The organism is Variovorax sp. PAMC 28711, assembly GCF_001577265.1.
In the GTDB taxonomy this organism is placed as follows: domain Bacteria; phylum Pseudomonadota; class Gammaproteobacteria; order Burkholderiales; family Burkholderiaceae_C; genus Variovorax.
This window is the reverse complement of record NZ_CP014517.1, coordinates 3,538,000-3,562,435: the sequence shown is the minus strand read 5'-3', so window position 1 is coordinate 3,562,435 and position 24,436 is coordinate 3,538,000. Positions and strand designations below refer to the sequence as shown.

Here is a 24,436-nt window from a genome sequence, read left to right as displayed (position 1 = left end):
AAAGTTTTGGCGAAGAAACATATGGGGGTGTTTCCGGGACAAATCAACGCTTGTCGGCAATGTCTCCGGCGATGCGTTCGGCAAACGCTTCGAGGGACATTGCACCGAGGTCTTGATTGCCCCGGGCGCGCACTGCGACGGCACCAACTTCCTTTTCCTTGTCGCCCACGACGAGGATGTAGGGAAGCTTTTGCAACGAATGCTTGCGGATTTTATACGTAATCTTCTCGTTGTGCAGGTCAAGCGCAACCCTAAGCCCTTGATTCCGCAGCGTTTTTGCAACTTCTGCGGCGTATTCAGCCTGTCCTTCGCTGATATTGAGCACCGCCACCTGCACCGGCGCAAGCCAGGCAGGCATCGCGCCGGCATGGTGTTCGATGAGCATGCCGATGAAGCGTTCGAGGCTCCCGACGATCGCCCGATGCAGCATCACCGGGAAGGCGCGGCCGCTCGTCTCCGTCACGTACTCACCGCCGAGCCGCTCCGCCATGTTGAAGTCGACCTGCATCGTGCCGCACTGCCACTGGCGACCGATGGCATCCTTCAGCGTGTATTCGATCTTCGGGCCGTAGAACGCACCATCGCCGGGCGAGATGATGAAATCGACGCCCGACCGGCGCAACGCTTCCATGACCGCGTGCTCGGCCTTGTCCCACAGCTCGTCGGAGCCGATGCGGCTCGCCGGCCGCGTCGCGACCTTGTAGAGGATGTCGGTGAAACCGAAATCGGCGTAGACCTTCTGCAACTGCGTCGTGTAGGCGATGCATTCGTCCAGGATCTGGTCTTCGGTGCAGAAGATGTGTCCGTCGTCCTGCGTGAACCCGCGCACCCGCATGATCCCGTGCAACGCGCCGCTCGGTTCGTTGCGATGGCACTGTCCGAACTCGCCGTAGCGCAGCGGCAGGTCGCGGTAGCTTCGCAAGTCGCTCTTGAAGATCAGCACGTGGCCCGGGCAATTCATCGGTTTCAGCGCGTATTCACGCTTTTCCGACTCCGTGACGAACATGTTTTCGCGGTAGTTCTGCCAGTGGCCCGTTTTTTCCCACAGGCTCTTGTCAAGGATCTGCGGGCCCTTCACTTCCTGGTAGCCCGTGTCGACATACACCTTGCGCATGTACTGCTCGACCTGCTGCCACAGCGCCCAGCCCTTGGGATGCCAGAACACCACGCCCGGCGCCACTTCGTCGATGTGATACAGGTCGAGCTCGCGGCCCAGCTTGCGGTGGTCGCGCTTCTCGGCCTCCTCGATGCGCTGCACATACTGATCGAGCTGCTTCTTGTCGGCCCAGGCCGTGCCGTAGATGCGTTGCAGTTGCTCGTTCTTGGCGTCGCCGCGCCAGTACGCGCCGGCGAGCTTCGTGAGCTTGAACACCTTCAGGAAGCGCGTGTTCGGCACGTGCGGGCCGCGGCACATGTCGACGTATTCCTGGTGGTAATACAAACCCATCGCCTGCTCGTCGGGCATGTCCTCGACGAGACGCAGCTTGTAGTCTTCGCCGCGGGCTCTGAAGACCTCGATGACCTCCGCGCGCGGCGTCATCTTCTTTACCACGTCGTAGTCCCGCGCGATCAGCTCCCGCATGCGCGCCTCGATGGCGGCCATGTCTTCCGGCGTAAACGGTCGCTCGTATGAGATGTCGTAGTAGAAGCCTTCGTCGATCACCGGGCCGATCACCATCTTGGCCGTGGGATAGAGCTGCTTGACGGCATGACCGACCAGATGCGCCGTCGAGTGGCGAATGATCTCCAGACCTTCTTCGTCGCGCGGCGTGATGATCTGCAGCTTGGCGCTGTGATCGATGATGTCGCTGGCATCGACCAGTCGACCATCGACCTTGCCGGCGAGCGTCATCTTGGCGAGACCGGGGCCGATCGACTGAGCCACTTCGGCCACCGAAACCGGGCCGGGAAATTCGCGTTGCGAGTTGTCGGGGAGCGTGATCTGGATCATTTGAAAACCTGCGGGAGAAAAACAAAAAAAAAGCGCGGTGAGTACCGCGCTTTGTCATGGTTTGCAAGGCTGGAGATCTCCAGCCCGCGCGCGCTACCGGCCTGCTTGGCCTTGAAAACCTCGGGTGTAGTTCGCGGTGTCATAACCAGGATGCCTTTCTCGCTCTTGCCGATGTGGGAGGAAATGAGCCGGCAAGTTTAACAGCCCACCCACGAAAAAGCCCGGCACAGGCCGGGCTTGCGATCAACGCGAAAACGTTCAGTGGAACTGCTCTTCTTCGGTCGAACCGGTAAGCGCCTTCACGCTGGAGGCACCACCCTGGATCACCGTGGTCACGTCGTCGAAGTAGCCCGCGCCGACTTCCTGCTGGTGCGACACGAAGGTGTAGCCCTTTTCGCGCGCCGCGAACTCGGGTTCCTGCACCATGTTCACGTAGTGCTTCATGCCTTCGCCGTTGGCATAGGCGTGCGCGAACTGGAAGGTGTTGAACCAGTTGATGTGAATGCCGGCCAGCGTGATGAACTGGTACTTGTAGCCCAGCGCCGAGAGGTCTTCCTGGAACGAGGCGATCTGCGTGTCGTTCAGGTTCTTCTTCCAGTTGAACGAAGGCGAGCAGTTGTAAGACAGCAGCTTGCCCGGGCACGCAGCGTGCACCGCCTGTGCGAATTCGCGTGCGAAGCCGATGTCCGGCACGCCGGTTTCGCACCACACGAGGTCGGCGTAGGGCGCGTAGGCGACGCCGCGGCTGATCGCTTGCTCCAGGCCGTTCTTCACGCGATAGAAGCCTTCCGGTGTGCGCTCGCCGGTCAGGAAGGGCTTGTCGTTGGCGTCGTGGTCGGACGTGATCAGGTTGGCGGCTTCCGCATCGGTGCGGGCCAGCACGATGGTCGGCACGCCCATGACGTCGGCCGCAAAGCGTGCCGAGATGAGCTTCTCGCAGGCCTCATGCGTGGGCACGAGCACCTTTCCGCCCATGTGACCGCACTTCTTGACGGCAGCCAGCTGGTCTTCGAAGTGCACGCCTGCGGCGCCCGACTGGATCATGTTCTTCATGAGTTCGAAGGCGTTCAGCACACCGCCGAAGCCGGCTTCCGCGTCGGCCACGATTGGCAGGAAGTAGTCGATGAATTCCTTGTCGCCCGGATTGATGCCGCGGCCCCACTGGATTTCATCGGCGCGCTTGAAGGTGTTGTTGATGCGGCGAACCATCGTCGGCACCGAGTCGTATGCGTAGAGCGACTGGTCGGGGTACATGGTTTCCGACGAGTTGCCGTCGGCGGCAACCTGCCAGCCCGACAGGTACACGGCTTCGAGGCCGGCCTTGGCCTGTTGCATCGCCTGGCCGGCACTGATGGCGCCGAACGAATTGACGTAGCCCTTCTTGGCGCCACCGTTGATCTTGTCCCACAGCTTTTCCGCGCCGCGGCGAGCGAGCGTGTGCTCGATCGGCAGCGAGCCGCGCAGACGCACGACGTCGGCGGCGCTGTAGCCGCGCTTCACGCCCTTCCAGCGCGGGTTCGTGGCCCAGTCTTTTTCGAGAGCAGCGATCTGTTGTTCGCGGCTGAGTTGTTCTGTGAGGGTTTGCGGCATGGTCTCTCCGGAGGTTGATTGAAGGTTCGGCGCAGCGGCCTTGGCGTTACTTTAACGAGCCCTCGGAGTCTTATGTCTTATAGAAGACATATTTTTGATCCAACAAAATCAATGACTTACGTTAACTTTTTTCAATGCGAAATAGTTTTTCTCATATCGAGAAAAACTATTGCGCTGCATCACGCCTTGTTTTCACCATGCGCAATCCGATCCTCGTCCATGAAAAATCACGCGCGGCGCCGATCGAACCAGTTGCCACTGCGGATCACCGTGCGACCCACAAGCCTCTCAGGATGGATCTCATAGACCAGGCACGCCACCGGTCGACCATCGACCGCCACATCGACTGCCTGCTTGCGGTATTCGCCGGAGCCATCCGCCATGACGCCTTCGAGCGCGTCGAGTCGCGCTTCGACATCGCCAGCGATGCGATACACCTCGCCGACGATGCGACCCGCGCCACCGAGCACGGCGCCGGGATAGTCCCCGAGGTCGTACAACGTGCCGGCGACTGCACCGTCGCCCACGTGCTCGGGCCGCGGCACATAGCGCGCGATGTCGTTGCTGCCACCGGCACGCAGCGTGCCGTAGACGAAGACATGGCGCGGCACACGAGTGGATTGCGGCATCATCGAATTCACGTTTTGTTTGAACCGTTGAAGTCTATTGAACCCCGCCCACGCTCCCCGCCAACGCCTGTTTGCTTATGCATGCCTCGCACTCAGCATGTCGCTTGTCGGCACCTACGTCGCGCTGTCCAAGCCGCTGGTCGCAGCCTTTCCCGTCCTGCTGTTGGCCTGGCTGCGCTTCGGCATCGCCGCGCTCGCGATGCCCCATTGGCTCAAGCGGCCGGCCGACGAAACGGCCATGACGCCGCGCACACGGGGGCTGGTTTTTCTGGAATCGTTTCTCGGCAACTTCATGTTTTCGATCTGCATGCTGTTCGGCGTCAGCATGACGAGCGCGGTGTCGGCCGGCGTGATCATGGCGTCGATTCCGGCCGTGGTCGCGGTCGCCAGCTGGCTCTTTCTTCGTGAACGCATCACGCTGCGCATTGCTGCCGCCATCGGCTGCGCCGCACTCGGCATCGGCCTCCTGGCCTTCAGCCCGACGCACGCGCCGATGGGGCCAGCCGCGGCGCATGGCGCGCTGCCCTGGCTCGGCAACCTGCTGGTGTTCTGTGCGGTGCTGTGCGAAGCCGCATACGCGGTGATCGGCAAATCGCTGACCGGGCACCTCGGCCCCAAACGCATCTCGTCGCTCATCAACCTGTGGGGTTTCGTGCTGTCGACGCCCTTCGGCATCTGGTACGCGCTGCAGTTCGACTTCACGAGCGTGCGCGGCGGCACCTGGGCATTGCTGGTGGTCTATGCGCTCGCTGCAAGCATCTGGACCGTGTGGCTCTGGATGACCGGCCTGCGCCATGTGCCGGCGGCGCAGGCGGGCGTTTTCACCGTGATGTTGCCCGTGAGTGCGGCTGCGGTTGGTGTGCTGGTTCTCGGCGAGAACCTGTCGGCGACGCAGCTGATGGCGTTCGGCATGGCGCTGCTCGGGGTCCTGCTCGCGACATGGCCTGCGCGCGCATCGAAAACGCAGGGCGTTTCTCCCCTCTGAAAAAACAACAGCGCCCAATGAAAAAGTCTCTTTTTCACTTGGAAACGCGTTTTTTCTCCATTAGCATCCGCAGTGCCAGTGGAGACGCTGTTTTTCATTGGTGAAACGTCCAACCAAAAAAAGGAAATCAACCATGGCAACTGCAAAGAAGGCTCCGGCCAAAAAAGCTCCCGCAAAGAAGGTCGCTCCGGCCAAGAAGGCGGCCGCACCGGCAAAGAAGGCTGCTCCTGCAAAGAAGGCAGCACCCGCGAAGAAGGCGGCTCCTGCAAAGAAGGTCGCTGCCAAGAAGGCTGCTCCCGCCAAGAAGCGCACGCCCAATGCGGCCTTCATGAAGGCGCTGACGCCAAGCCCGGCACTCGCCGCTGTGGTCGGCTCCACGCCGCTGCCGCGCACCGCCGTGGTGAGCAAGCTGTGGGACTACATCAAGAAGAACAACCTGCAAGACAAGGCCAACAAGCGCAACATCAACGCAGACGCCAAGCTGAAGGAAATCTTCGGCAAGCCGCAAGTCTCGATGTTCGAACTGGCCGCCCTCATCGGCAAGCACGTCAAGTAAGGCGCAGGCACCGCGAGGTGCCTTGTATCGAAGCCGGCCTCGCGCCGGCTTTTTTTCGTCTTCAGTTTTTGGCCAGCGCAGCCCGGGTGATGCTGCTCAGCGTGCCGCGTGTCGTGATCACTTCGGGATCGAGCGGGATCTCGATCAGCGTCCCGGTGTCGGCAGCCAGTGCGCGCAGCAACGCGCCTTCGAATTGCGACGTTTCGGTCACGCGCTCGGCCGCATAGCCGTAGGCTTTCGCCAGTCCGCAAAAGTCCGGGTTGCGCAACGCGGTGCCGCTCACGTTGTTGGGGTACTCGCGTTCCTGGTGCATGCGGATGGTGCCGAACATGCCGTTGTTCAGCAGCACGATGATGCTCTTGCCGCCATGCTGCGATGCCGTCGCGAGCTCTTGCCCGTTCATGAGGAAGTCGCCATCGCCCGCGATGGTGAACGCGACGCGCCCGGTCACCAGGTTGGCGGCAATGCCCGCGGGCACGCCGTAGCCCATCGCGCCACTGGTGGGCGCCAGCTGCGTCTTGCAGCCCTTCGCGAGGCCGTGGTACTTGAAGAAGCGATGCACCCAGCTTGCGAAGTTTCCCGCGCCGTTGGTGATGGCTGCGTCGTGCGGCAAATGCTTTTGCAGCAAGGCGACGACGGCGGCCATGTCCACCGCGCCACGCGGCGCGTCGGCCGGCAAGCCGGGCAGCGGTTGCGGCTCGAGGTTCGACAGGTAGTCGGCATTCGCGCTCAAGGTCCACGCTTCCCATGGCAGCTCCGGCGGCGCGGTCAGCACCTCGAGGCTGCGCGCCGCCGCGCTCATGCCCGCATTGATGGCGAGATCGGCCTGGTACACCCGATTGAGTTCTTCGGCGCTGGCGTGAATGTGCACCAGCGTCTGCTGCGCCTTGGGCGCCTCCAGCAGCGTGTACCCGCCGGTCGTCATCTCACCGAGCCGCGGACCGATCGCCACGATCAGGTCGCTCGCCTTGACGCGCGCCGCGAGCTTCGGATTGATGGCGATGCCAACATCGCCTGCGTACTGCGGATGGTGGTTGTCGAAGATGTCCTGGAAGCGGAATGCGTTGGCGACCGGCAGCCGCCAGTTCTCGGCAAAACGCTGCAGCGCCTGCGCCGCTTGCGGCGTCCACCCGCTGCCACCTGCAATGACGAGCGGCCGCTCTGCCTTCAGCAGCAGCTCGCGCAAGGTGCGCAGCGCGCCCGGATCGCTCCATGGCTGCACCGCCTCGACGCGGGCCAGCGGGCGCGCGACGGTGCTCGACCGCAGCATGTCCTCCGGCAGCACCAGCACCACCGGACCCGGCCGTCCGTTCATGGCGGTCGCGAACGCGCGCGCGATGTATTCCGGAATGCGGCTCGCATCGTCGATGCGCTCCACGCGCTTGGCGAAGCCCTTGGTGCTCGGTCCGAAGAAGCTGCCGTAGTCGACTTCCTGGAAAGCCTCGCGGTCGCGGAAATCGCTGCCGACATCGCCGACGAACAGCACGAGCGGCGTGGAGTCCTGGAACGCGTTGTGGATGCCGATCGACGCATTGGTCGCACCTGGCCCGCGCGTCACGAAGCAAATGCCTGGACGTCCGGTGAGCCGCGCGTGCGCATCGGCCATGAAGGCGGCGCCACCCTCCTGCCGGTTGACGATGAAGCGGATCTTTTCGCGCTCGGCGTGAAAGCCGTCGAGCACCGCCAGGAAGCTCTCTCCCGGTACGCCGAATGCGGTGTCGACACCCTGCGCGATCAGACACTGGACGATGAGATGGCCTGCGGGTTGTGCGCTCATGAGGATACGGGTGAAGTGATGGGGTCCATTATCGTGTCGCACCTTTCGCCACGTCGGTCGCACAATGCGACGCAGGCACACAATTCACCCGTTGGTTAACTAAACATGGCCGCCTCTTCCCCGACCCCCCGATTGCGCGACGCCGACAAATCGCAGCTCACGATCCTGACCGCGGCCATGGAAGAGTTCGCGCAGTACGGCTACGCCGGTGCGCGGGTCGACCGCATCGCCGAGCGCGCCGAGATCAACAAGCGGCTGATCTACTACTACTTCGGCAACAAGGACGACCTGTTCCTGGCGGTGCTCGAACGCACCTACGCCGACATTCGTGCGGCCGAACAGGCACTGCACCTGGACGCGATGGACCCGGTCGAGGCCGTCCGGCAACTCGTGTCGTTCACTTGGCATTACTACCTCGAACACCCCGAGTTCATCGCCTTGCTCAACAGTGAGAACCTGCACCAGGCGACCCACCTGAAGCAGTCGGCGCGCATCCAGGAAATGAACTCGCCGCTGGTCGAACTGCTGGCGGGCGTGCTCGAACGCGGACGCCGCCAGGGCCTTTTTCGCGATGGCGTGGACCCGATCCAGCTCTACATTTCGATCGCGTCGATCTGCTACTTCTACCTGTCGAACAACCCCACACTTTCGGCCATCTTCGGACGCGACCTGCGCACCCCGAAGGCATTGGCGCAACGCCTCTCGCACATGAAGGAACTGGTGCTGGGCTACGTGCTGAAGTGAGTCGCGCAAAGCTCCGTGCTTACCCTAGGTGGCGTTGACAGCCCTCGGGCCACCCCGAACAATTCACCGGTTGGTTACTTCGGCGCGTCGCTGGAGATGCCGCGCATGCCACCCGGAGAGTTCTTTCGATGCTTCGCAGATTGCTGCTACTTCCAGCGCTACGGCCGTTCCTGCTGATCATCGTGTTGCTGGTGCTGTGGGACCTCGCGATCCGCGTCTTCAAGATTCCCGCCTACCTGATCCCGCCGCCGCTCGAGGTGGTCAAGCAACTGATTGCCGAATGGCCGCGTCTTCTCGCTGAAAGTGGCAAGACCACGCTCGCCACGCTGGGTGGTTTCGGGCTGACGATCGTGATCGGCATCCCGATCGCGATGTGCATCGCGTACTCGCGGCTGGTCGAGTCGTACGTCTATCCGCTGCTGGTGTTTTCGCAAAGCATCCCGAAGGTCGCGATCGCGCCGCTCTTCGTCGTGTGGTTCGGCTTCGGCATCTTTCCGAAGGTGATCTCGGCTTTTCTGCTCGGCTTCTTCCCGGTCGTGGTGTCCACGGTGATGGGCTTCAAATCGGTTGAGCCCGACATGCTCGACCTCGCGCGCTCGATGGGCGCCAGCCGGCTCCAGACCTTCTTCAAGATCAGCCTGCCGCAGGCGCTGCCCGCGATCTTCAGCGGCCTCAAGGTCTCGATCACGCTGGCGGTGGTCGGCGCCGTGGTCGGCGAATTCGTCGGCTCCAACTCGGGCATCGGCTATGTGCTGCAGGTCGCCAATGGCAACTTCGACTTGCCGCTGATGTTCGCTGCGCTGGTGGTGCTGTCGTCGATCGGCGTCGTGCTGTTCGTCGTGGTCGACGTGGTCGAGCGCCTGATGATTCCCTGGCACGCCTCGCAGCGGCAGGTGTTCTGAGTTAACTGTTCAAAAACAATCGATGGAGACCGACATCATGCAAAAGAAAATGCTTCCCACCCTGCTCGCCGGCGCTGCTGCGGTGCTCCTGGCGTTGGCGCCCGCCCATGCGCAGAACAAGCCGGCCGACAAGGTCACGCTGATGCTCAACTGGTATCTGTACAGCGAGCACGCGCCCTTCTTCCTCGGCAAGGAGCGCAACTTCTACGCCGACGAGGGCATCGACCTGGAGATCCAGGAAGGCCGCGGATCCGCTGTGACCGCTCAGGCGGTCGCCGCCAAGTCGGCCACCTTCGGCTACATCGACGTGACGACCATGATCAAGGCCGCCGCCAAGGGCGCGCCGCTCAAGTCGACCGGCGTCTTGTTCCAGGTGAGCCCGATGTCAGTGATGGGTTTCACCGACAAGAACATCAAGACGCCGAAGGACATCATCGGCAAGACGGTCGCGACCACGCCGGGCGATTCGATGTCGCAGATGTGGCCGCTCTTCCTGAAGGTCAACGACATCAAGCCCGACCAGGTGAAGATCGTCTCGGGTGACGGCCAGACCAAGCTCAACGCCGTGATGAGCGGCCAGGCCGATCTGCTGCTGGGCTACGTGATGGACCAGGCGATCAAGCTGCAGGACGCGACCGGCAAGCCCGTCACACCGATCCGCTTCGCCGATTCGGGCGTGAACCAGATCAGCTCCGGGATCATCACCAACAAGAACCTGCTCACCGAAAACCCCGACTTGGTGAAGCGCTTCATGCGCGCCTCGACCAAGGCCGCAGAAGCCGCCGAAAAGAGCCCCGAGGCCGCCGTCGACGCGATGCTCAAGGCCAACCCGAAGGCCGGCGTGCGGGACACGCTCATCGTTGGCATGAAGCAGAGCGTTGCGCTCTACCACACGAAGGAAACGGCCAACCAGCCGCCCTTCCGCGTCTCGATGAAAAACGTCAGCGACTCGCTCGACCTGCTCGTGCAGTACGGCGGCATGGACCCGGCCACGCGCGGCAAGCCGGAAGACTACGTCACGCTCGACTTCCTGCCGTCGGTCAAGTAAGCCACTCACATCGCCTCTCTATTGCCGGTTGCCCATGTCCCCTGATGTCCTGATCGAAGCCCGTGGTGTCACCAAGACCTATCAAGCGAAGGATGGGCCGGTCGAGTCGCTGAAGCCGCTCGACTTCGGCATCCGCCGCGGGGAGTTCGTCTCGGTCGTCGGTCCTTCGGGTTGCGGCAAGAGCACGTTGCTGAAGATGGTCGCGGGCCTGCTGCCGATCACGTCGGGCACGCTGACGCTGGCCGGCAAGCCGATCGACGGCCCCCAGAAAGATGTCGGCATCGTTTTCCAGAGCGCGGTGCTGCTCGCATGGCGCACCGTGCTCGACAACATCCTGCTGCAGGCCGAGATGCGCCACCTTCCGATGGCGGCCGCACGCGCTCGCGCCGCAGAACTGGTCGCGATGGCCGGGCTCCAGGGCTTCGAAGGCAAATACCCGTGGCAGCTGTCAGGCGGCATGCAGCAACGCGCGTCGATCTGCCGCGCGCTCCTGCACGACCCGTCCGTGCTGCTGATGGACGAGCCGTTCGGCGCACTCGACGCGATGACCCGCGAGAAAATGAACCTCGAACTGCGACGCATCTGGAGCGCGTCGAAGAAGACCGTCATGCTCATCACGCACAGCATTCCGGAAGCCATCTTCCTGTCCGACCGCGTGATCGTGATGAGCGAGCGGCCAGGCTCCATCGCCGCGGTGTACGACATCGATCTGCCCGCCGAACGCTCGCTCGACCTGATGGGCTCGCCGGCCTTCGCGGCCTACGCGAAAACGGTGCGCGCCCACTTCTTCTCGCAGGGCATCCTCGACCACTGAAACACATGCCGAACGCCGCACCGCGCTTTCACATCGAAGAGATCCGGTTCGCCGAGCGCGATGTCGTGTTGAGGCTGCCGTTCCGGTTCGGTGCCGCCACCGTCACCTCGTGTCCGCAGGTGTACGTGCGCGCGCGCATCCGCTTTGCCGACGGCCGCACCCGTGAGGGCTGCGCCGCCGAGATGATGATTCCCAAGTGGTTCGACAAGAACCCCGCGCTCTCGAACGAAGACAACTTCGCTCAACTCCGTCAGGCGCTGTCGACGACGCGCGACGCGTACACCGCACCGGCACCCGCGAACACCGCCTGGGGCCACTTCGCGAGTCATTACGTCGACGGGCTCGACGCCGGACAGAGGGCGGGCCGCAACCCGCTCGTGAGCAGCTATGGGCCGGCGCTGATCGACCGCGCCGTGCTCGATGCGTTGTGCCTCGATGCCGGCCTCGGCTTTGGCGCCGCGATGTCGAGCGACCTGTGCGGCGTCGACCCGAACCACCACGGGCTCGCACCCGATCTGGCTGGCTTCGACATGGGTGCGTTCCTGCGGGCGCAACGTCCGCGCCACCGGATCGCTGCACGCCACACCGTCGGCCTGGCCGATGCGATACGCGACGCCGACTGGACCGCGCCCGCGCCGCACGATGGGCTGCCATCGTCGCTCGAAGCCGTCGTTGCACGCTACGGCCATCGCCACTTCAAGCTCAAGCTTTCGGGCGACGACGCCGGCGACCTCGCGCGACTTGCGCGGATCGCCGAGGTAATCGACCCCGTCGCCGAATGCGTGACGCTCGATGGCAACGAGCAGTACGCCGACGCCGCGGCGTTCGCGCACTTTCTCGATGCGCTGTTCGCCGAGCCCGCGCTGCGCACGCTCGTCGCGAAGACCGCTTTCATCGAGCAGCCGATCCAGCGCGCCACTGCACTCGCGCTCGACATGCGCCACATCGCTTCCCGCATGCCGATGCTCGTCGACGAATCCGACAGCACCCTCGACAGCTTCGGAGCGGCGCAGGCGCTCGGCTACACGGGCGTCTCCAGCAAGAGCTGCAAGGGCTTCTACAAGTCGGTAATCAATGCGGCGCGTTGTGCGCAAGGCCACGCGCGCGGCGGCAGCGCGCTGTTCCTGTCGGGCGAGGACCTCACGATGCAGGCCGGCATCGGCGTCCAGCAAGACCTCGCGCTGGTGGCCTGGCTCGGGCTCGCACACGTGGAGCGCAACGGGCACCACTACGTGAACGGCATGGCCGCGCTTCCCGCCGAAGAGCAGTCGGCCTTCCTGGCACGCCATGCGCCGCTGTACGAACACAGCGACGGCGCCACGCGGCTGCGCATCGTGCGGGGCGAACTGGACCTGTCTTCCCTGCACGCACCGGGCTTTGCGACCGGTGTCGAGGGCAGCGACATCCAGTGGGACGCGATGCGCACCAACTGGTGAATTGAGCAGGCGCTACACGGCGCCTCACATCAAGGGTTTTCACTGATTTGCGAGACGCGTTCGCCAATTGACGCGCCGACGAACGCCATCCTAGAATTCCATCAATTCACCGATTGGTGAATTAAGACAACCCCACCGACCTGCCGGGCGTGCATCGTCACGGCGGCATCCCAGGAGACATCCATGACCCGATTCACCCGCCGCGCCGCGGTCAATTCGCTTGCCTGCCTGGCGGTACTGGCTGCACCGCTCGCGTTCGCGCAAGGCAACTACCCGAACAAGCCGATCCGCGTGATCGTGCCGTTCGCGGCCGGCAGCACCACCGACATCATTTCGCGTGCCATTGCCGACAAGATGAGCCAGAGCATGGGCCAGACGCTGGTGATCGACAACCGCGGCGGCGCCAGCGGCACCATCGGCCAGCAGGCCGTAGCCACTGCCGCGCCAGACGGCTACACGATCATGATTCACTCGTCGTCGCACACGGTGAGCCCGTCGACTTTCGCCAAGCTGCCGTTCGACACGGTCAACGACTTCGCGGGCGTGACGCCCATCTCGTCGCTGCCCAATGCGTTGGTGATCTCGCCTGCCAAGAACATCAAGACACTGCAGGAACTGCTGGCCGCCGCGCGCGCCAAGCCAGGCAGCATCAACTACGCGTCGGCCGGCCAGGGCAGCGCAACGCATCTGAACGCCGAGAAGTTCAAGATGGCCGCCAAGATCGAAGCGACCAACATCCCGTTCAAGGGATCGGGCGAGGCGGTGACCGAAGTGCTCTCGGGCCGCGTCGACTACTACTTCTCGCCGATCGCGCCGGTGATCGGGCAAATCAAGGAAGGCTCGCTGGTCGCACTGGCCGTCGGTTCGCCCAAGCGTGCAGCGGCGTTGCCGAACGTGCCGACCACCGCCGAAGCCGGCGTACCGGGCTCGGAGTTCAACTTCTGGATCGGGATGATGGCGCCCGCCAAGACACCGCGCGACGTGGTCAATCGCCTGCACGACGAAGTCGAAAAGGCGCTCGCTTCGCCGGAAGTGAAAGAGCGCTTCCTGAAGCTCGGTGCCGATGCGTGGACGCTCAAGCCCGAGCAGTTCGACGTGTACATCAAGGACGAGATCAAGAGCAACGCCGCACTCGTCAAGGCCGCCGGCCTGCAGCCCGCCCAGTAAACCGCATACGAGACAACCACCATGGCTACACAGAGACTCGGAATCGTCATGCACGGCGTCACCGGACGCATGGGCATGAACCAGCACCTGATTCGCTCCATCTGCGCGATTCGCGCGCAAGGCGGCGTGATGCTCTCCAACGGCGACAAGGTCATGCCCGACCCGATCCTCATCGGTCGCAACGCCGAGAAGATGGAAGCATTGGCGAAGAAGCACGGCATCGCGCGCTGGGGCACCGACCTCGACGCGGCGCTCGCCAACCCCGACGACACCATCTTCTTCGATGCCGGCACGACGCAGATGCGCCCCACCCTGCTGGCCAAGGCGATCCGCGCCGGCAAGCACGTGTACTGCGAAAAGCCGATTGCGACCAACCTGAACGAAGCGGTCGAGATCGCACGCCTGGCCGAAGGCTCGGGCCTCAAGCACGGCGCCGTGCAGGACAAGCTCTTCCTGCCCGGCCTGCGCAAGCTCGACATGCTGCGCCGCGCCGGCTTCTTCGGCCGCATGCTGAGCGTGCGCCTGGAGTTCGGCTACTGGGTGTTCGAAGGCGACCTGCAACCCATCCAGCGCCCCTCGTGGAACTACCGCAAGGAAGACGGCGGCGGGATGATCCTCGACATGATGTGCCACTGGCGCTACGTGCTGGACAACCTGTTCGGCGAAGTGAAGTCGGTGAGCTGCATCGGCGCGACGCACATCCCCAAGCGCTGGGACGAAGACGGCCAACCGTACGAAGCCACTGCCGACGACGCCGCTTACGCGACCTGCGAACTCACCGGCCACAACGGCGAGCCGGTGATTGCGCAGATCAACATGAGCTGGGCCACGCGCGTGCGCCGCGACGACCTCGTCACCTTCCATGTCGACGGCACCGACGGCTCGGCCGTGGCCGGCCTGTCGTCATGCCGCGCGCAATCGCGGGTCGCCACGCCGCGCCCGGTGTGGAATCCGGACGAGAAGCAGACGATGAACTTCTTCGACCAATGGCAGGAGATCCCGGATTCGCAGGTGTACGACAACGGCTTCAAGATCCAGTGGGAAGCGTTCATCCGCCACGTGGTCGAGAACGAGCCATACAAGTGGACGCTGCCCGAAGGCGCCAAGGGCGTGCAACTGGTCGAGGCCGCGCTCGAGTCGTGGAAGGAACGTCGCTGGATCGACGTGCCCACGCTGAAGGTCTGAGGAGCGAACGCCATGGCTCTCACCCTTACCCTGCCGACCGCTGACGGCTCGCTTTCACCGTATGCGCTGCGCGGCAGCGTGCCGGCGAAGCCGCCCGCCGGCGTGAAGTTCAACCGCATCGCCTACTCCGCCGCGCACGTCGTGGCCGACCCGCTCGCGGTGGTCGATCCGTGGCTGCAGGCCGCCATCGACTGGGACACCACCATCGCCTACCGCCGGCACCTGTGGTCGCTCGGCCTGGGCGTGGCCGAGGCGATGGACACCGCGCAGCGCGGCATGGGCCTCGACTGGCCGACCTCGCTGGAACTCATCCGCCGCTCGCTCGATGCCGCGAAGGACGTGCCGGGCGCGCTGGTCGCCTCGGGCTGCGGCACCGACCACCTGAACCTCGACGAGGTCAAGAGCGTTGACGACGTGATCCGCGGCTACGAAGAGCAGATGGCGGCCATCGAGAAGCTCGGCGGCAAGCTCATCGTGATGGCGAGCCGCGCACTCGCCCGTGTCGCGAAGAGCCCCGCAGACTACGAGCGCGTGTACGACCGCATCCTGTCACAGGCGAAGCAGCCCGTCGTGCTGCACTGGCTCGGCGAGATGTTCGATCCGGCGCTGGCCGGCTACTGGGGCACCAGCAACGTCGATGCCGCCATGGACACAGCGGTCGGCATCATCGCGGCGCACCCGGACAAGGTCGACGGCATCAAGATCTCGCTCCTCGACAAGGACAAGGAAATCGCCATGCGCCGCCGCCTACCTTCTGGCGTGCGCATGTACACCGGCGACGACTTCAACTACGCGGAGCTGATCGCAGGCGACGGCTTCGGCAGCGATCCGATGCACGGCCAGAGCGATGCGCTGCTGGGCATCTTCGACGCCATCGCCCCGGCCGCGAGTTCGGCCCTCGGCGAACTCGCGCAAGGCAACGTCGAGAAGTTCCACGCCATCCTCGGCCCGACGGTGCCGCTGTCGCGCCACATCTTCGCGGCGCCCACGCGCTTCTACAAAACCGGCGTGGTCTTCATGGCCTGGCTCAACGGCCACCAGAGGCATTTCACGATGGTCGGCGGTCAGCAGAGCACGCGCTCGTTGCAGCACCTCGCCGAACTGTTCCGTCTGGCCGATGCGGCCAGCGTGCTGGAGCAGCCAGAGCTGGCGGTGCAGCGCATGAAGACGCTGCTGGCGCTGCACGGCGTGGAATAGACAAGACCATGCGCGACTTCTCGCAGAACCACGACTGGCTCTCCATCAACACCGCGACCGTGCGCAAGCAATCGGGCGCCGAAGTGCCGCTCGACCGCATCATCGACCAATGCGCCGAGCGCGGGATCCGCGCCATCAGCCCCTGGCGCGACCAGGTCGCTGCCGTGGGCCTCGACAAGGTCGCGACCCAATTGAAGGCGCACGGCATTGTCTTGTCGGGCTACTGCCGCGGCGGTTTCTTTCCCGCGCCCGATGCAGCTGGGCTGAAGGCCGCGCTCGACGACAACCGCCGCGCCATCGACGAAGCGAAGACGCTCGATGCGCCCTGCCTCGTGCTGGTCGTCGGCGCCCTGCCCGGCGCGCTCGACGGCCAGGCCGCTTACACCGACATCGCCCGCGCCCGCAGTGAAGTGCGCGAAGGCATCGCGGCCTCGCTCGACTACGCCCGCGAGGTCGGCATGCCGCTCGCCATCGAACCGCTGCACCCGATGCAGGCGGCCGACCGTGCCTGCATCAACACGCTTGAGCACGCGCTCGACATTTGCGACGAACTCGATCCCGACAAGAGCGGCCTGCTCGGCGTCGCGCTCGACATCTACCACGTGTGGTGGGACCCGAAGCTGCAGCAGCAGATCGCGCGCGCGGGCAAGGAACGGCTCCTCGCGTACCACGTGTGCGACTGGCTCACGCCCACGCGCGACCTGCTCAGCGACCGCGGGATGATGGGCGACGGGGTGGTGGAGCTGAAGAAGATTCGCGGATGGGTCGAAGCGGCGGGGTTCGCAGGGTTCAGCGAGGTCGAGATCTTCTCGAACTTGGACTGGTGGCAGCGGCCCGGCGCTGAGACGCTGGACGTTTGCATCGAGCGGCACAAGAGCGCGGTTTAAGTTTGTGACGCGGCTCATGCCGGCAGGGCACGCTGCTCCGCAAATGTCCCCCGGCCTGCGGCCTCCTCCTCTATTTCGCTGCGCAGCGTACCCAACCGACCTGAGCCTGGGTGGAGCAGAGGTTTATCTGCCGCTGCGAGCGAAGCCGAAGACATGATCGGCCCGACGGCGGAGCATTTTTGCTCGCGTGCATGAAGTTCAGAAAATACCGTTCCGCAGATGAACGCCCGCCCCGTGGGCGAGCATCAGAATCGAAATCAATGAGAGGATCACACCGGTGATGTTGGCCGTATAGGTGATTGCCGCGGTAAATCCAGTCCCCCGTTCTGTCCCTCGATGCCCTCTCGACGCTCCAAAGGTGAGCGCGAAGGTGAATGACCAAACAGAAATGCAGAGCATTACCGATGTCAGAACCTTTAGAGGTTCAGACAAATCGATACGCGAAAGATTGGAAGCGATGGCAAGAAGCATGACTCCGCCACCCACCAAACTCGAATGAGCAACCCGCCAGGCTCGGACACGCTCTTCATGAAGGTTCTTGTTGATTGCGCTCCCCAGGGGAGCACCGCACAAAAATCCGATGAGTAGCACCAGGAAGCCGCTACTTGAAAGCAGGCTGGCCAAAACGTTCGTCATTTTTGACACTCCCTTCTTCTGATAACCGTCGATTCTCGAATCCTGCCAGATGGCCGAATGAAAGTTCCGAACTGCGGCAAGGTGTTCAAGACTCTCATGCCGCGCTGGCCTTAGCACTCACACCGCCTTCGGCCCCGCCCCGAACGGCGGCGCTGCAAAATCCTGCAACATGCCGAACCCCGCCCTCGACGACCTGCGCCGCTACGCCATCGCCCGCACGCTCTTCAAGCCCACGACGCTGCCGCGCGCCATCCAGCGCCTGGGCTTCGTGCAGGCCGACCCCATCCGTGCGCCGGCCCGCGCGCAGGACCTCACGCTGCGCCATCGCGTCAAGGACTACCGCGCCGGTGATCTGGCGCGCCGCTATGCAAGTCTGGACATCGAGGAAGACTGCCTCGTCAACTACGGCTTCCTGCCGCGCGAGCACCTGGCGCTCCTGCACCCCCGCGAAGGCACGCGAAAGCCGTGGGACGCCGCCACGCGTCGCCAAGCGGTCGACGTGCTGGCCTTTGTGCGAGAACGCGGCGAAGTGCATCCGCGCGAGGTCGATGCGCATTTCGCGCATGGCCGCGTCACCAACTACTGGGGCGGCTCGAGCAATGCGGGCACCCAACTGCTCGACGGCATGCACTACCGCGGAATGCTGCGCGTGGTGCGGCGCGAGAGCGGCACGCGCATTTACGCCGCGGTCGCGCATGCGCCGCCGATCGACGACAGCGCGCAAGGCCGCGCGATGCGCGCTGCGGCGCTGCTCGAACTCATCGTGCGCAAGTACGCACCGCTGCCCGCCGCGAGCCTCACCTACCTTGTGCGCCTGCTCGGCTACGGCGCGCCGCATCTGGCCGCGCAGAGCCAGGCGGCCTTGCGCGAGGCGCGCGAAGTGCTCGCCAGCGTTCGCCTCGACGGCACGACCTGGTACTGGCCCGCGGACGAAAGACCGCGCTCGCGGCGGCATGCACCCGACGACGCCGTGCGCCTGCTGGCGCCCTTCGACCCGGTCGTGTGGGACCGCCGGCGCTTCACCCTGTTTTGGGACTGGACGTACAAGCTGGAGGCTTACACGCCCGCACCGAAGCGCCGGTTCGGTCACTATGCGTTGCCCCTGCTCTGGCACGACCGGGTGATCGGCTGGGCCAACGTCGCATCCAGCGGTGAAAAGCTGCAGCCCACCTTCGGCTATGCCCACGGAAAGCCGCTCGGCCCCGCGTTCCGTTCGGCGCTCGACGACGAGCTGCAGCGCATGACCCAGTTCCTTGTTGCGCGGTGAGGTACGCAGACGCGCGCGGCCTGTGAGGTCTTGCCGCTTGCGTGACAGCAGGGCCTGCGCGCCGTCCCTAAAATCTGCCTCGTGCCGGTGAAAGCCGGCACAGCGTTCTCAGGGCGGGGTGAAATTCCCCACCGGCGGTGATGGCGACTCGTTCGCACAAGCCCGCGAGCGCCTGCGGTGCGCCATGCCTCGCAGGGTCAGCAGATCCCGGTGCGATTCCGGAGCCGACGGTCACAGTCCGGATGAAAGAGAGCGCGAAAACGTCGGCGGTGCCGCGCGCGTCTGTGCGCGTCGGCTTGCCTGCGGCTTCGTGCGCCCTGATTCAGGAAACCTGCTTTTTTATGAAGAGGCACCATGAGTCAGATCAACGACCTTCCCTTGTCCGCCATGCCGTCTTCGGGCGCGGAGGGCAAGCGCATTGCCTTCGTCGAAGCGCAGTGGCATTCGGACATCGTCCACCAGGCGCGCGACGCCTTTCTCGCGGAGATGGCGCGCCTCGGCGTGCCGGCCGACACCATCGATGTGTTCGACGTGCCGGGCGCCTTCGAAATCCCGCTGCACGCCAAGCGCCTCGCCAATTCGGGCAAGTACGCCGCCATTGTGGGCTGCGCACTGGTGGTCGACGGCGGCATCTACCGCCACGACTTCGTCGCGAGCACCGTCGTCGAAGCGCTGATGAAGCTGCAGCTCGAAACCGGCGTGCCGATGCTGTCGGCCGTGCTCACGCCGCACCATTTCCACGAGCATGTGGAGCACCGCAAATATTTCCACCGCCACTTCGCCATCAAGGGCACCGAAGCGGCCGAAGCCTGTGTGAAGACGATCGAAGGGTTGCGGAAGGTCGACGCGCTGCTGGCGGTCTGACGTGCCGACCGAGGGTGATCAGCGCCGCAACAGCTCCGGCACTGACGCCATCAGCAGCGCGACGCCCGACAGCGTGAGCAGCCCCAGCACGATCTGCCGGAACCGCGCGTCGCTGATGCCGACATAGAGCCGCGCGCCGAGCAGCACCGGCACGAGCACGCACACCGCGACGATGGCGAGCATCGGCAGCATTGCCAGGCCGACATGGCCGGCGCCCACCTGCAGTGCGAAGGCGACTGCCAACATCGAGAGGTTGAAGTTCTGCACCACCGCGCGCTGCACATCGCGGTCCAGCCCGCGCAGGGTGCACCACAGCGTCGGGACCGGGCCGGTGAACCCGCCGACGCCACCGCAGATGCCGCCGAGAAACCCGACGATGCCATCCGAGATGCGCCCACCGCCGGTGATGCGTGGCAGATTGCGTGCGAACAGCATCGCCAGGCACCAAGGCACCAGCAGGCCACCCAGGCAGGCCTTGAAAACCGCCACGTCGAGCCGCGGCAGCAGCCAGATGCCGATCGGCACGCCAGCGAGGCCGCCGATCACGAAAGGCAGCAGCAGCCGCTTGTCGAACCCGCGCCGCACCGTGACCGCCGCGATCACCTGGCCGACCAGTGCGCCGAAGGTGGAGAGCACCGCGGCCAGTTTCGGGTCGACCGTCCAGGCCCAGACCGACATCGCGACCAGGCCGAACGCGAAGCCCGACAGCCCCTGCACGAAGCCCGCGAGGACCGCGCCCAGCGCAACAACGAGGTAGAGACTCAAACCGAAACCGCGACAGGCGACAGCGTCGTGCGGCGCACACGCGTCACGTTGAACGCGCTGGCGATCAGCACGCCCTGCACCAGCGCCAGCCCGAGGATCACGCTGCTGTACTGGCCGTTGTCCATGAGGCGCCCGAAGACCAGCGGCGCCATCGCCTGCCCGATGTCGAGCCCGGCATAGACGACGCCGTAGACGCGGCCCGTCGCATTCGGCGGTGTGGAGCGCTTGACCAGCAGGTCACGCGACGGCCCCGCGATGCCCGATGCGAAGCCCATCGCGCCGAAGATCACCGGCACCCACAGCGGCGGAAAGCTCGCGAACGCCAGCACCAGCGCCAACGCGCAGGCGACGCCGAAGCCGGCGCCGACGATGCGCTCGCAACGCGTCGGGTCCGAGGCGAGAAAGCCGCCGAGCACCATGCCGGCGGCGCTCGCGACCATGTAGACCGTGAGGCAGATCGCCACAAGCGCCAGCGGCACCTGGTGCAGGTGGCCGGCCGCGGCCGGCGCGAAGGTCTGCACCACGCTGATCACCGCGGCATAGAAGAAGAAGAAGCCGAAGCACATCCACACCGCGGGAATGCGCAGGAAATCGAACTCCCCGCCGACCGGTGCCGGCTCGCCCTGACCCGTTGCCTTGTGCACGGCCTGCACGTCGAGCGACAGCACGCTGCGATACAGCCACAGCACGAGCAGCACGACGAGGGCGAGAACACCCGCCGAAGCGAGCGCGACCCGCCACGAGAACGCGATGGCGATCGGCACCACGAAGGCCGGTGCCAGCGCCCAGCCCAGGCTCCCGGTGATGCCGTGCACGCTGTAGGCGTGGCCCAGCCGGGTCGGCGCGACCTTGCGATTGAACAGCGTGTAGTCGACCGGATGAAACACGCCGTTGCCGATGCCGCCGAGCACCGCAAAGGCGAGCAGCATCCAGTAGCTGGTCGCCAGCGCGTAGCCGAACGCCGCCAGCCCCAACGCACCCAACCCGACGAAGAGCACCGGCCGCGGGCCCAGCTTGTCGACGATGAAGCCCGAGGCCGCCTGCACGATGCACGACACCACGAAGAAGACGGTGAGCACCGCGCCGAGCTCGGTGTAGCTCACGTTGAAGGCGTCCTTCAGCCAGGGAAACAGCGGCGCGAGGATGAGCTGGCTGAAGTGGCTGATGGCATGCGCCAGCCCGACCAGGCCGATCAACTTGGCGTCGGTGCGCAGGGTGGTCGGAAAAACGGCGGGAGCGGATGACGACATGACTTGCTACAAAAATGCGGAGCGGGGACCGATCGTATGCGGCGATCGGGCGGCAGAATGGCGATACCGCGCCAACATTTGTCGAAACCATGACAGCACCCGCCACCGCCGCGGCCATGAGTTCGGCGCCGACCATCAGCGTCGGTCCGCTCACCCCGCATCTCTACGCACCCGATGCCGTGCGGCCGCTGCGTGCCAAGGAGCATTTACTCAAGGCCGCCACGCGGGTCGAATTGCACCAGCACCCTTGGCCGCAGCTGACGTTTTCGACGCGGGGCGTGATCCGCCTGAGCACGGAAGATGGCAGCTACATCGTGCCGCCCTCGCGTGCGCTCTGGGTGCCGGCCGACATGCCGCACAGCATCACGCTCATCGAAGATGCCGAGCTGCGCACCGTGTACCTGCATGCCTGGCTGGCGCCCGCCTGGGAAAAGTGCGAGGTGCTGGAGATCAGCCCGCTGATGCGTGCGCTGATGCTGGCGCTCGACACCACGCCCGACGGCCTGCCGCCGCGCGACCCCGAAGCGCCACAGCGCGAACGCATGATCGCGCCGCTGTTGATCAACGAGCTCGAACGCGCCACGCAGATCCGCATCGACGTGCCGCTGCCGACCGACAAGCGCCTGCGCCAGCTGTGCGAGGCCCTGCTGCGCAATCCGGCCGATCGCGCGACGCTGGCCGAGCGCGCCGTCACCATCGGCGCCAGCGAGCGCACCGTGGCGCGCCTGTTCCAGCAGCAGCTGGGCACCAGCTGGCAACAATGGCGCCAGCAGGCCGTCATGGCGCACGCGCTGCCGTTGCTGGCGCGCGGCATGCCGGTGAGCCAGGTGGCGTCGGCCAGCGGCTACTCGACCGACAGCGCCTTCTGCGCGATGTTCAAGGCCGCGACGGGACAGTCGCCCACCGCGTTCCAACACAAGAAGAGGCTGTAAGGCCCGCTCCGTCCGCGCCTGAAGGCGCACTCTGTCATTTCAATTGGAAGGGAATCACCATGCAAGTCAAAGCCACTTTCTCCGCTCTCGTCGCCGCTGCCGTGCTCGCGATCGGTGCACCGGCCCACGCCAACAACCTGCTCGACAGCCTGAAATCGCAGGCCGGCAACTACGCGATGCCCGCGATGGGCCAGAGCAGCATCGGCAACGCTGCCGGCGTGCTGCAGTACTGCGTGAAGAACAACTACCTGAGCGCCGATGCCGCCGGCGGCGTGAAGGACAAGCTGATGGGCATGATCACCGGCCAGAAGCAGCAGCAGACCGGCTACGCGAACGGCGCCAAGGGCATGCTGATGGGCGACGACGGCAAGTCGTTGAACCTGAAAGGCATCTCGGGCAAGCTCAAGACGAAGGCCTGCGACTACGTGCTGAAGAACGCGGCGTCGCTGGTCTGATCAGGCCAGTTTGCGCAGCAAGCCCATCATTCGCCGAAAGCGCGGCCCGTACGGCGGATAGAGCATCGCGCCGCCCGACCAGCGCGACTGCACCAGCACCGATTTCTGCTGCGTGAAGCGCAGAAAGCCGGCCTCGCCGTGGTACGAGCCCATGCCGCTTTCGCCGATGCCGCCGAAGGGCAGGTTGTCGTGGGCGACGTGCAGCAGCGTGTCGTTCACCGTCACCCCGCCGCTCACGGTTTGCGCCAGCACGCGGTCGCGCGCGGCAGTGTCGGTGCCGAACCAGTAGAGCGCGAGCGGCCGCGGCCGGGCGTTGATGTAGCGCACCGCTTCGTCGGTGCTGTCGCACGGCAGCACCGGCAGGATGGGGCCGAAGATTTCTTCCCGCAGCAGACGCTGCCCGGCTTGCGCGCCGAACACCAGCGCCGGCGCCATTTGGCGCGTCGCGTCGCCCGAGGCCGCCTGCTCGATGCGCGCGCCCTCCCCGCGCGCTTCGTCCAGCAGCGCGTTCAACCGCGCGTAGTGGGCCGCGGTGAGGACCGATGCGTAGTCGGCGCTGCCCACGATCTGCGGAAAGAGCCGCGCCACGGCACGCCGCCACGCATCGGCAAAATCCGTTTCGCGACCGCGCGGCAGCAGCACGTAGTCGGGCGCGATGCAGGTCTGGCCGGCGTTGAGCAACTTGCCGTGCGCGATGCGCAGTGCGGCGGTGTCGAGATCGGCCGAGACATCGACGATGCATGGCGACTTGCCGCCGAGCTCGAGCGTGGTCGGGGTGAGGTTGGCCGCTGCGGCCTGCGCGACCTTGCGGCCAACCGCCGTCGAGCCGGTGAAAAAGAGATGGTCGAACGGCAAGGCCGAGAACTGCGCCGCCAACGCGCCATCGCCCTGCACCACGGTGAATTCATCGGGTGCGAACGACGCGGCCACGAGGTCGGCCAGCAATGCCGAGGTGCGCGGCGTGAGCTCGCTCGGCTTGAGCATCACGCGATTGCCCGCTGCGAGCGCGGTGGCTGCAGGGCCGAGGGACAACTGCAGTGGGTAGTTCCACGGCGCGATCACGCCGACCACGCCCAGCGGCTGGCGCTGAATGCAGGCGCGCGCAGGCTGGAGGTAGATCGGCGTGGACACGCGCTGCGGTCTGCTCCAGCGCGCGACGTTGCGCGAGAGCTGAGCGATCAGGTTGCGCAGCACGAAGAGATCGGCCACTTCGGTCAACATCGGCGAACGCACCCCGAAGTCGGCCTGCACCGCATCGGCGAGCGCATCCGCGTTGACATCGATCAGCGTGCGCACGCGCTGCAGTCTGTCGCGCCGCGTGGCGATGGGTACGTCTACCGTCTCGCGACTGGCGTGGTGTTGAAGATCGAACAGGGCGTGCACATCGGTCATGCGCAGC

Annotated in this window: 23 protein-coding genes and 1 riboswitch; of the genes, 15 read left to right on the top strand and 8 right to left on the bottom strand. The window is 65.0% G+C overall.

Going from position 1 to position 24,436, the window contains the following annotated elements; genetic code table 11:
- Positions 1–43: 43 nt before the first annotated feature.
- The 3 genes from thrS to AX767_RS17190 all read right to left on the bottom strand — a co-directional run bounded on the left by thrS (position 44) and on the right by AX767_RS17190 (position 4,170).
- Entirely contained in the window at positions 44–1,951 is a 1,908-nt protein-coding gene (thrS, locus tag AX767_RS17200) for a threonine--tRNA ligase (RefSeq protein ID WP_068632438.1), read from the bottom strand.
- A 258-nt stretch (positions 1,952–2,209) separates the two neighbouring features.
- Positions 2,210–3,541 carry an isocitrate lyase gene (gene aceA, locus AX767_RS17195; protein WP_068632437.1) on the bottom strand — a complete coding sequence of 444 codons (1,332 nt, stop codon included), beginning with the start codon at positions 3,539–3,541 and terminating at the stop codon, positions 2,210–2,212.
- 227 nt (positions 3,542–3,768) lie between these two features.
- Positions 3,769–4,170: a gamma-glutamylcyclotransferase family protein gene (locus AX767_RS17190; RefSeq protein ID WP_156481067.1), complete on the bottom strand. Its 402-nt coding sequence runs from the start codon at positions 4,168–4,170 to the stop codon at positions 3,769–3,771.
- A 97-nt stretch (positions 4,171–4,267) separates the two neighbouring features.
- Between AX767_RS17190 and AX767_RS17185 the strand changes: the two genes are divergently transcribed.
- Positions 4,268–5,155: a DMT family transporter gene (locus AX767_RS17185; protein WP_237288488.1), complete on the top strand. Its 888-nt coding sequence runs from the start codon at positions 4,268–4,270 to the stop codon at positions 5,153–5,155.
- Positions 5,156–5,288: 133 nt separating this feature from the next.
- Positions 5,289–5,711 carry an SWIB/MDM2 domain-containing protein gene (locus AX767_RS17180; protein WP_068632434.1) on the top strand — a complete coding sequence of 141 codons (423 nt, stop codon included), beginning with the start codon at positions 5,289–5,291 and terminating at the stop codon, positions 5,709–5,711.
- A 61-nt stretch (positions 5,712–5,772) separates the two neighbouring features.
- Here AX767_RS17180 and AX767_RS17175 read toward each other — a convergent pair whose 3' ends face one another.
- Positions 5,773–7,488: a thiamine pyrophosphate-binding protein gene (locus tag AX767_RS17175; protein WP_068632433.1), complete on the bottom strand. Its 1,716-nt coding sequence runs from the start codon at positions 7,486–7,488 to the stop codon at positions 5,773–5,775.
- A gap of 105 nt (positions 7,489–7,593) precedes the next feature.
- Between AX767_RS17175 and AX767_RS17170 the strand changes: the two genes are divergently transcribed.
- The 9 genes from AX767_RS17170 to AX767_RS17130 all read left to right on the top strand — a co-directional run bounded on the left by AX767_RS17170 (position 7,594) and on the right by AX767_RS17130 (position 16,868).
- Entirely contained in the window at positions 7,594–8,232 is a 639-nt protein-coding gene (locus tag AX767_RS17170; RefSeq protein ID WP_068632432.1) for a TetR/AcrR family transcriptional regulator, read from the top strand.
- Between the two features lie 128 nt (positions 8,233–8,360).
- The gene (locus AX767_RS17165; protein ID WP_068632431.1) at positions 8,361–9,134 is read left to right on the top strand and encodes an ABC transporter permease; all 774 of its coding nucleotides are present in this window, start codon (positions 8,361–8,363) and stop codon (positions 9,132–9,134) included.
- 37 nt (positions 9,135–9,171) lie between these two features.
- Positions 9,172–10,182, top strand: coding sequence for an ABC transporter substrate-binding protein (locus AX767_RS17160; protein WP_068633818.1), 1,011 nt, complete (start codon positions 9,172–9,174; stop codon positions 10,180–10,182).
- A 34-nt stretch (positions 10,183–10,216) separates the two neighbouring features.
- On the top strand, positions 10,217–10,996 hold the full coding sequence (locus tag AX767_RS17155; protein WP_068632430.1) for an ABC transporter ATP-binding protein: 780 nt from the start codon (positions 10,217–10,219) through the stop codon (positions 10,994–10,996).
- A 5-nt stretch (positions 10,997–11,001) separates the two neighbouring features.
- Positions 11,002–12,432: an enolase C-terminal domain-like protein gene (locus AX767_RS17150; protein ID WP_068632429.1), complete on the top strand. Its 1,431-nt coding sequence runs from the start codon at positions 11,002–11,004 to the stop codon at positions 12,430–12,432.
- Positions 12,433–12,615: 183 nt separating this feature from the next.
- A complete protein-coding gene (locus AX767_RS17145; protein ID WP_068632428.1) occupies positions 12,616–13,599 on the top strand; it encodes a tripartite tricarboxylate transporter substrate binding protein in 984 nt (327 codons plus the stop codon).
- A gap of 21 nt (positions 13,600–13,620) precedes the next feature.
- The gene (locus tag AX767_RS17140; RefSeq protein ID WP_068632427.1) at positions 13,621–14,784 is read left to right on the top strand and encodes a Gfo/Idh/MocA family protein; all 1,164 of its coding nucleotides are present in this window, start codon (positions 13,621–13,623) and stop codon (positions 14,782–14,784) included.
- A 12-nt stretch (positions 14,785–14,796) separates the two neighbouring features.
- Positions 14,797–15,981, top strand: coding sequence for a dihydrodipicolinate synthase family protein (locus tag AX767_RS17135; protein ID WP_068632426.1), 1,185 nt, complete (start codon positions 14,797–14,799; stop codon positions 15,979–15,981).
- Between the two features lie 8 nt (positions 15,982–15,989).
- The gene (locus tag AX767_RS17130) at positions 15,990–16,868 is read left to right on the top strand and encodes a sugar phosphate isomerase/epimerase family protein (protein WP_068632425.1); all 879 of its coding nucleotides are present in this window, start codon (positions 15,990–15,992) and stop codon (positions 16,866–16,868) included.
- Positions 16,869–17,066: 198 nt separating this feature from the next.
- Here the strand turns inward: AX767_RS17130 and AX767_RS21430 are convergent, their stop codons facing one another.
- Positions 17,067–17,504, bottom strand: coding sequence for a hypothetical protein (locus tag AX767_RS21430; RefSeq protein WP_156481066.1), 438 nt, complete (start codon positions 17,502–17,504; stop codon positions 17,067–17,069).
- A gap of 169 nt (positions 17,505–17,673) precedes the next feature.
- Between AX767_RS21430 and AX767_RS17120 the strand changes: the two genes are divergently transcribed.
- Positions 17,674–18,771, top strand: a complete 1,098-nt coding sequence (locus tag AX767_RS17120; RefSeq protein ID WP_068632423.1) for a DNA glycosylase AlkZ-like family protein — start codon at positions 17,674–17,676, stop codon at positions 18,769–18,771.
- A 100-nt stretch (positions 18,772–18,871) separates the two neighbouring features.
- A riboswitch (FMN riboswitch) is annotated at positions 18,872–19,029 on the top strand.
- Between the two features lie 96 nt (positions 19,030–19,125).
- Entirely contained in the window at positions 19,126–19,635 is a 510-nt protein-coding gene (locus AX767_RS17115; RefSeq protein ID WP_068632422.1) for a 6,7-dimethyl-8-ribityllumazine synthase, read from the top strand.
- 18 nt (positions 19,636–19,653) lie between these two features.
- Here AX767_RS17115 and AX767_RS17110 read toward each other — a convergent pair whose 3' ends face one another.
- Together AX767_RS17110 and AX767_RS17105 are read right to left on the bottom strand one after the other, a co-directional pair.
- Positions 19,654–20,400: a sulfite exporter TauE/SafE family protein gene (locus AX767_RS17110; protein ID WP_068632421.1), complete on the bottom strand. Its 747-nt coding sequence runs from the start codon at positions 20,398–20,400 to the stop codon at positions 19,654–19,656.
- Positions 20,397–21,650 carry an MFS transporter gene (locus AX767_RS17105; protein ID WP_068632420.1) on the bottom strand — a complete coding sequence of 418 codons (1,254 nt, stop codon included), beginning with the start codon at positions 21,648–21,650 and terminating at the stop codon, positions 20,397–20,399. The genes AX767_RS17110 and AX767_RS17105 overlap by 4 nt, the downstream gene beginning before the upstream one ends.
- An 89-nt stretch (positions 21,651–21,739) precedes the next feature.
- Here AX767_RS17105 and AX767_RS17100 point away from each other — a divergent pair, with 89 nt between their 5' ends.
- Positions 21,740–22,582, top strand: coding sequence for an AraC family transcriptional regulator (locus AX767_RS17100; protein WP_237288487.1), 843 nt, complete (start codon positions 21,740–21,742; stop codon positions 22,580–22,582).
- Between the two features lie 59 nt (positions 22,583–22,641).
- Positions 22,642–23,037, top strand: coding sequence for a DUF2501 domain-containing protein (locus AX767_RS17095; protein WP_068632419.1), 396 nt, complete (start codon positions 22,642–22,644; stop codon positions 23,035–23,037).
- On the opposite strand, the gene AX767_RS17090 is transcribed toward AX767_RS17095, so the two are convergent.
- A complete protein-coding gene (locus AX767_RS17090) occupies positions 23,038–24,429 on the bottom strand; it encodes a coniferyl aldehyde dehydrogenase (RefSeq protein ID WP_068633814.1) in 1,392 nt (463 codons plus the stop codon). It abuts the gene before it with no gap.
- Positions 24,430–24,436 lie beyond the last annotated feature (7 nt).

Excerpts from the sequence above, each read along its gene's own strand:
- AX767_RS17185 (WP_237288488.1), top strand. The coding sequence starts at position 4,268 with ATGTCGCTTGTCGGCACCTACGTCGCGCTGTCCAAGCCGCTGGTCGCA.
- AX767_RS17175 (WP_068632433.1), bottom strand. The coding sequence starts at position 7,488 with ATGAGCGCACAACCCGCAGGCCATCTCATCGTCCAGTGTCTGATCGCG.
- AX767_RS17170 (WP_068632432.1), top strand. The coding sequence starts at position 7,594 with ATGGCCGCCTCTTCCCCGACCCCCCGATTGCGCGACGCCGACAAATCG.
- AX767_RS17100 (WP_237288487.1), top strand. The coding sequence starts at position 21,740 with ATGACAGCACCCGCCACCGCCGCGGCCATGAGTTCGGCGCCGACCATC.
- AX767_RS17165 (WP_068632431.1), top strand. The coding sequence starts at position 8,361 with ATGCTTCGCAGATTGCTGCTACTTCCAGCGCTACGGCCGTTCCTGCTG.
- AX767_RS17160 (WP_068633818.1), top strand. The coding sequence starts at position 9,172 with ATGCAAAAGAAAATGCTTCCCACCCTGCTCGCCGGCGCTGCTGCGGTG.
- AX767_RS17150 (WP_068632429.1), top strand. The coding sequence starts at position 11,002 with ATGCCGAACGCCGCACCGCGCTTTCACATCGAAGAGATCCGGTTCGCC.
- aceA (WP_068632437.1), bottom strand. The coding sequence starts at position 3,541 with ATGCCGCAAACCCTCACAGAACAACTCAGCCGCGAACAACAGATCGCT.
- AX767_RS17090 (WP_068633814.1), bottom strand. The coding sequence starts at position 24,429 with ATGACCGATGTGCACGCCCTGTTCGATCTTCAACACCACGCCAGTCGC.
- AX767_RS17130 (WP_068632425.1), top strand. The coding sequence starts at position 15,990 with ATGCGCGACTTCTCGCAGAACCACGACTGGCTCTCCATCAACACCGCG.
- AX767_RS21430 (WP_156481066.1), bottom strand. The coding sequence starts at position 17,504 with ATGACGAACGTTTTGGCCAGCCTGCTTTCAAGTAGCGGCTTCCTGGTG.
- AX767_RS17190 (WP_156481067.1), bottom strand. The coding sequence starts at position 4,170 with ATGCCGCAATCCACTCGTGTGCCGCGCCATGTCTTCGTCTACGGCACG.
- AX767_RS17140 (WP_068632427.1), top strand. The coding sequence starts at position 13,621 with ATGGCTACACAGAGACTCGGAATCGTCATGCACGGCGTCACCGGACGC.
- AX767_RS17135 (WP_068632426.1), top strand. The coding sequence starts at position 14,797 with ATGGCTCTCACCCTTACCCTGCCGACCGCTGACGGCTCGCTTTCACCG.
- AX767_RS17155 (WP_068632430.1), top strand. The coding sequence starts at position 10,217 with ATGTCCCCTGATGTCCTGATCGAAGCCCGTGGTGTCACCAAGACCTAT.
- thrS (WP_068632438.1), bottom strand. The coding sequence starts at position 1,951 with ATGATCCAGATCACGCTCCCCGACAACTCGCAACGCGAATTTCCCGGC.
- AX767_RS17120 (WP_068632423.1), top strand. The coding sequence starts at position 17,674 with ATGCCGAACCCCGCCCTCGACGACCTGCGCCGCTACGCCATCGCCCGC.
- AX767_RS17115 (WP_068632422.1), top strand. The coding sequence starts at position 19,126 with ATGAGTCAGATCAACGACCTTCCCTTGTCCGCCATGCCGTCTTCGGGC.
- AX767_RS17095 (WP_068632419.1), top strand. The coding sequence starts at position 22,642 with ATGCAAGTCAAAGCCACTTTCTCCGCTCTCGTCGCCGCTGCCGTGCTC.
- AX767_RS17180 (WP_068632434.1), top strand. The coding sequence starts at position 5,289 with ATGGCAACTGCAAAGAAGGCTCCGGCCAAAAAAGCTCCCGCAAAGAAG.
- AX767_RS17105 (WP_068632420.1), bottom strand. The coding sequence starts at position 21,650 with ATGTCGTCATCCGCTCCCGCCGTTTTTCCGACCACCCTGCGCACCGAC.
- AX767_RS17145 (WP_068632428.1), top strand. The coding sequence starts at position 12,616 with ATGACCCGATTCACCCGCCGCGCCGCGGTCAATTCGCTTGCCTGCCTG.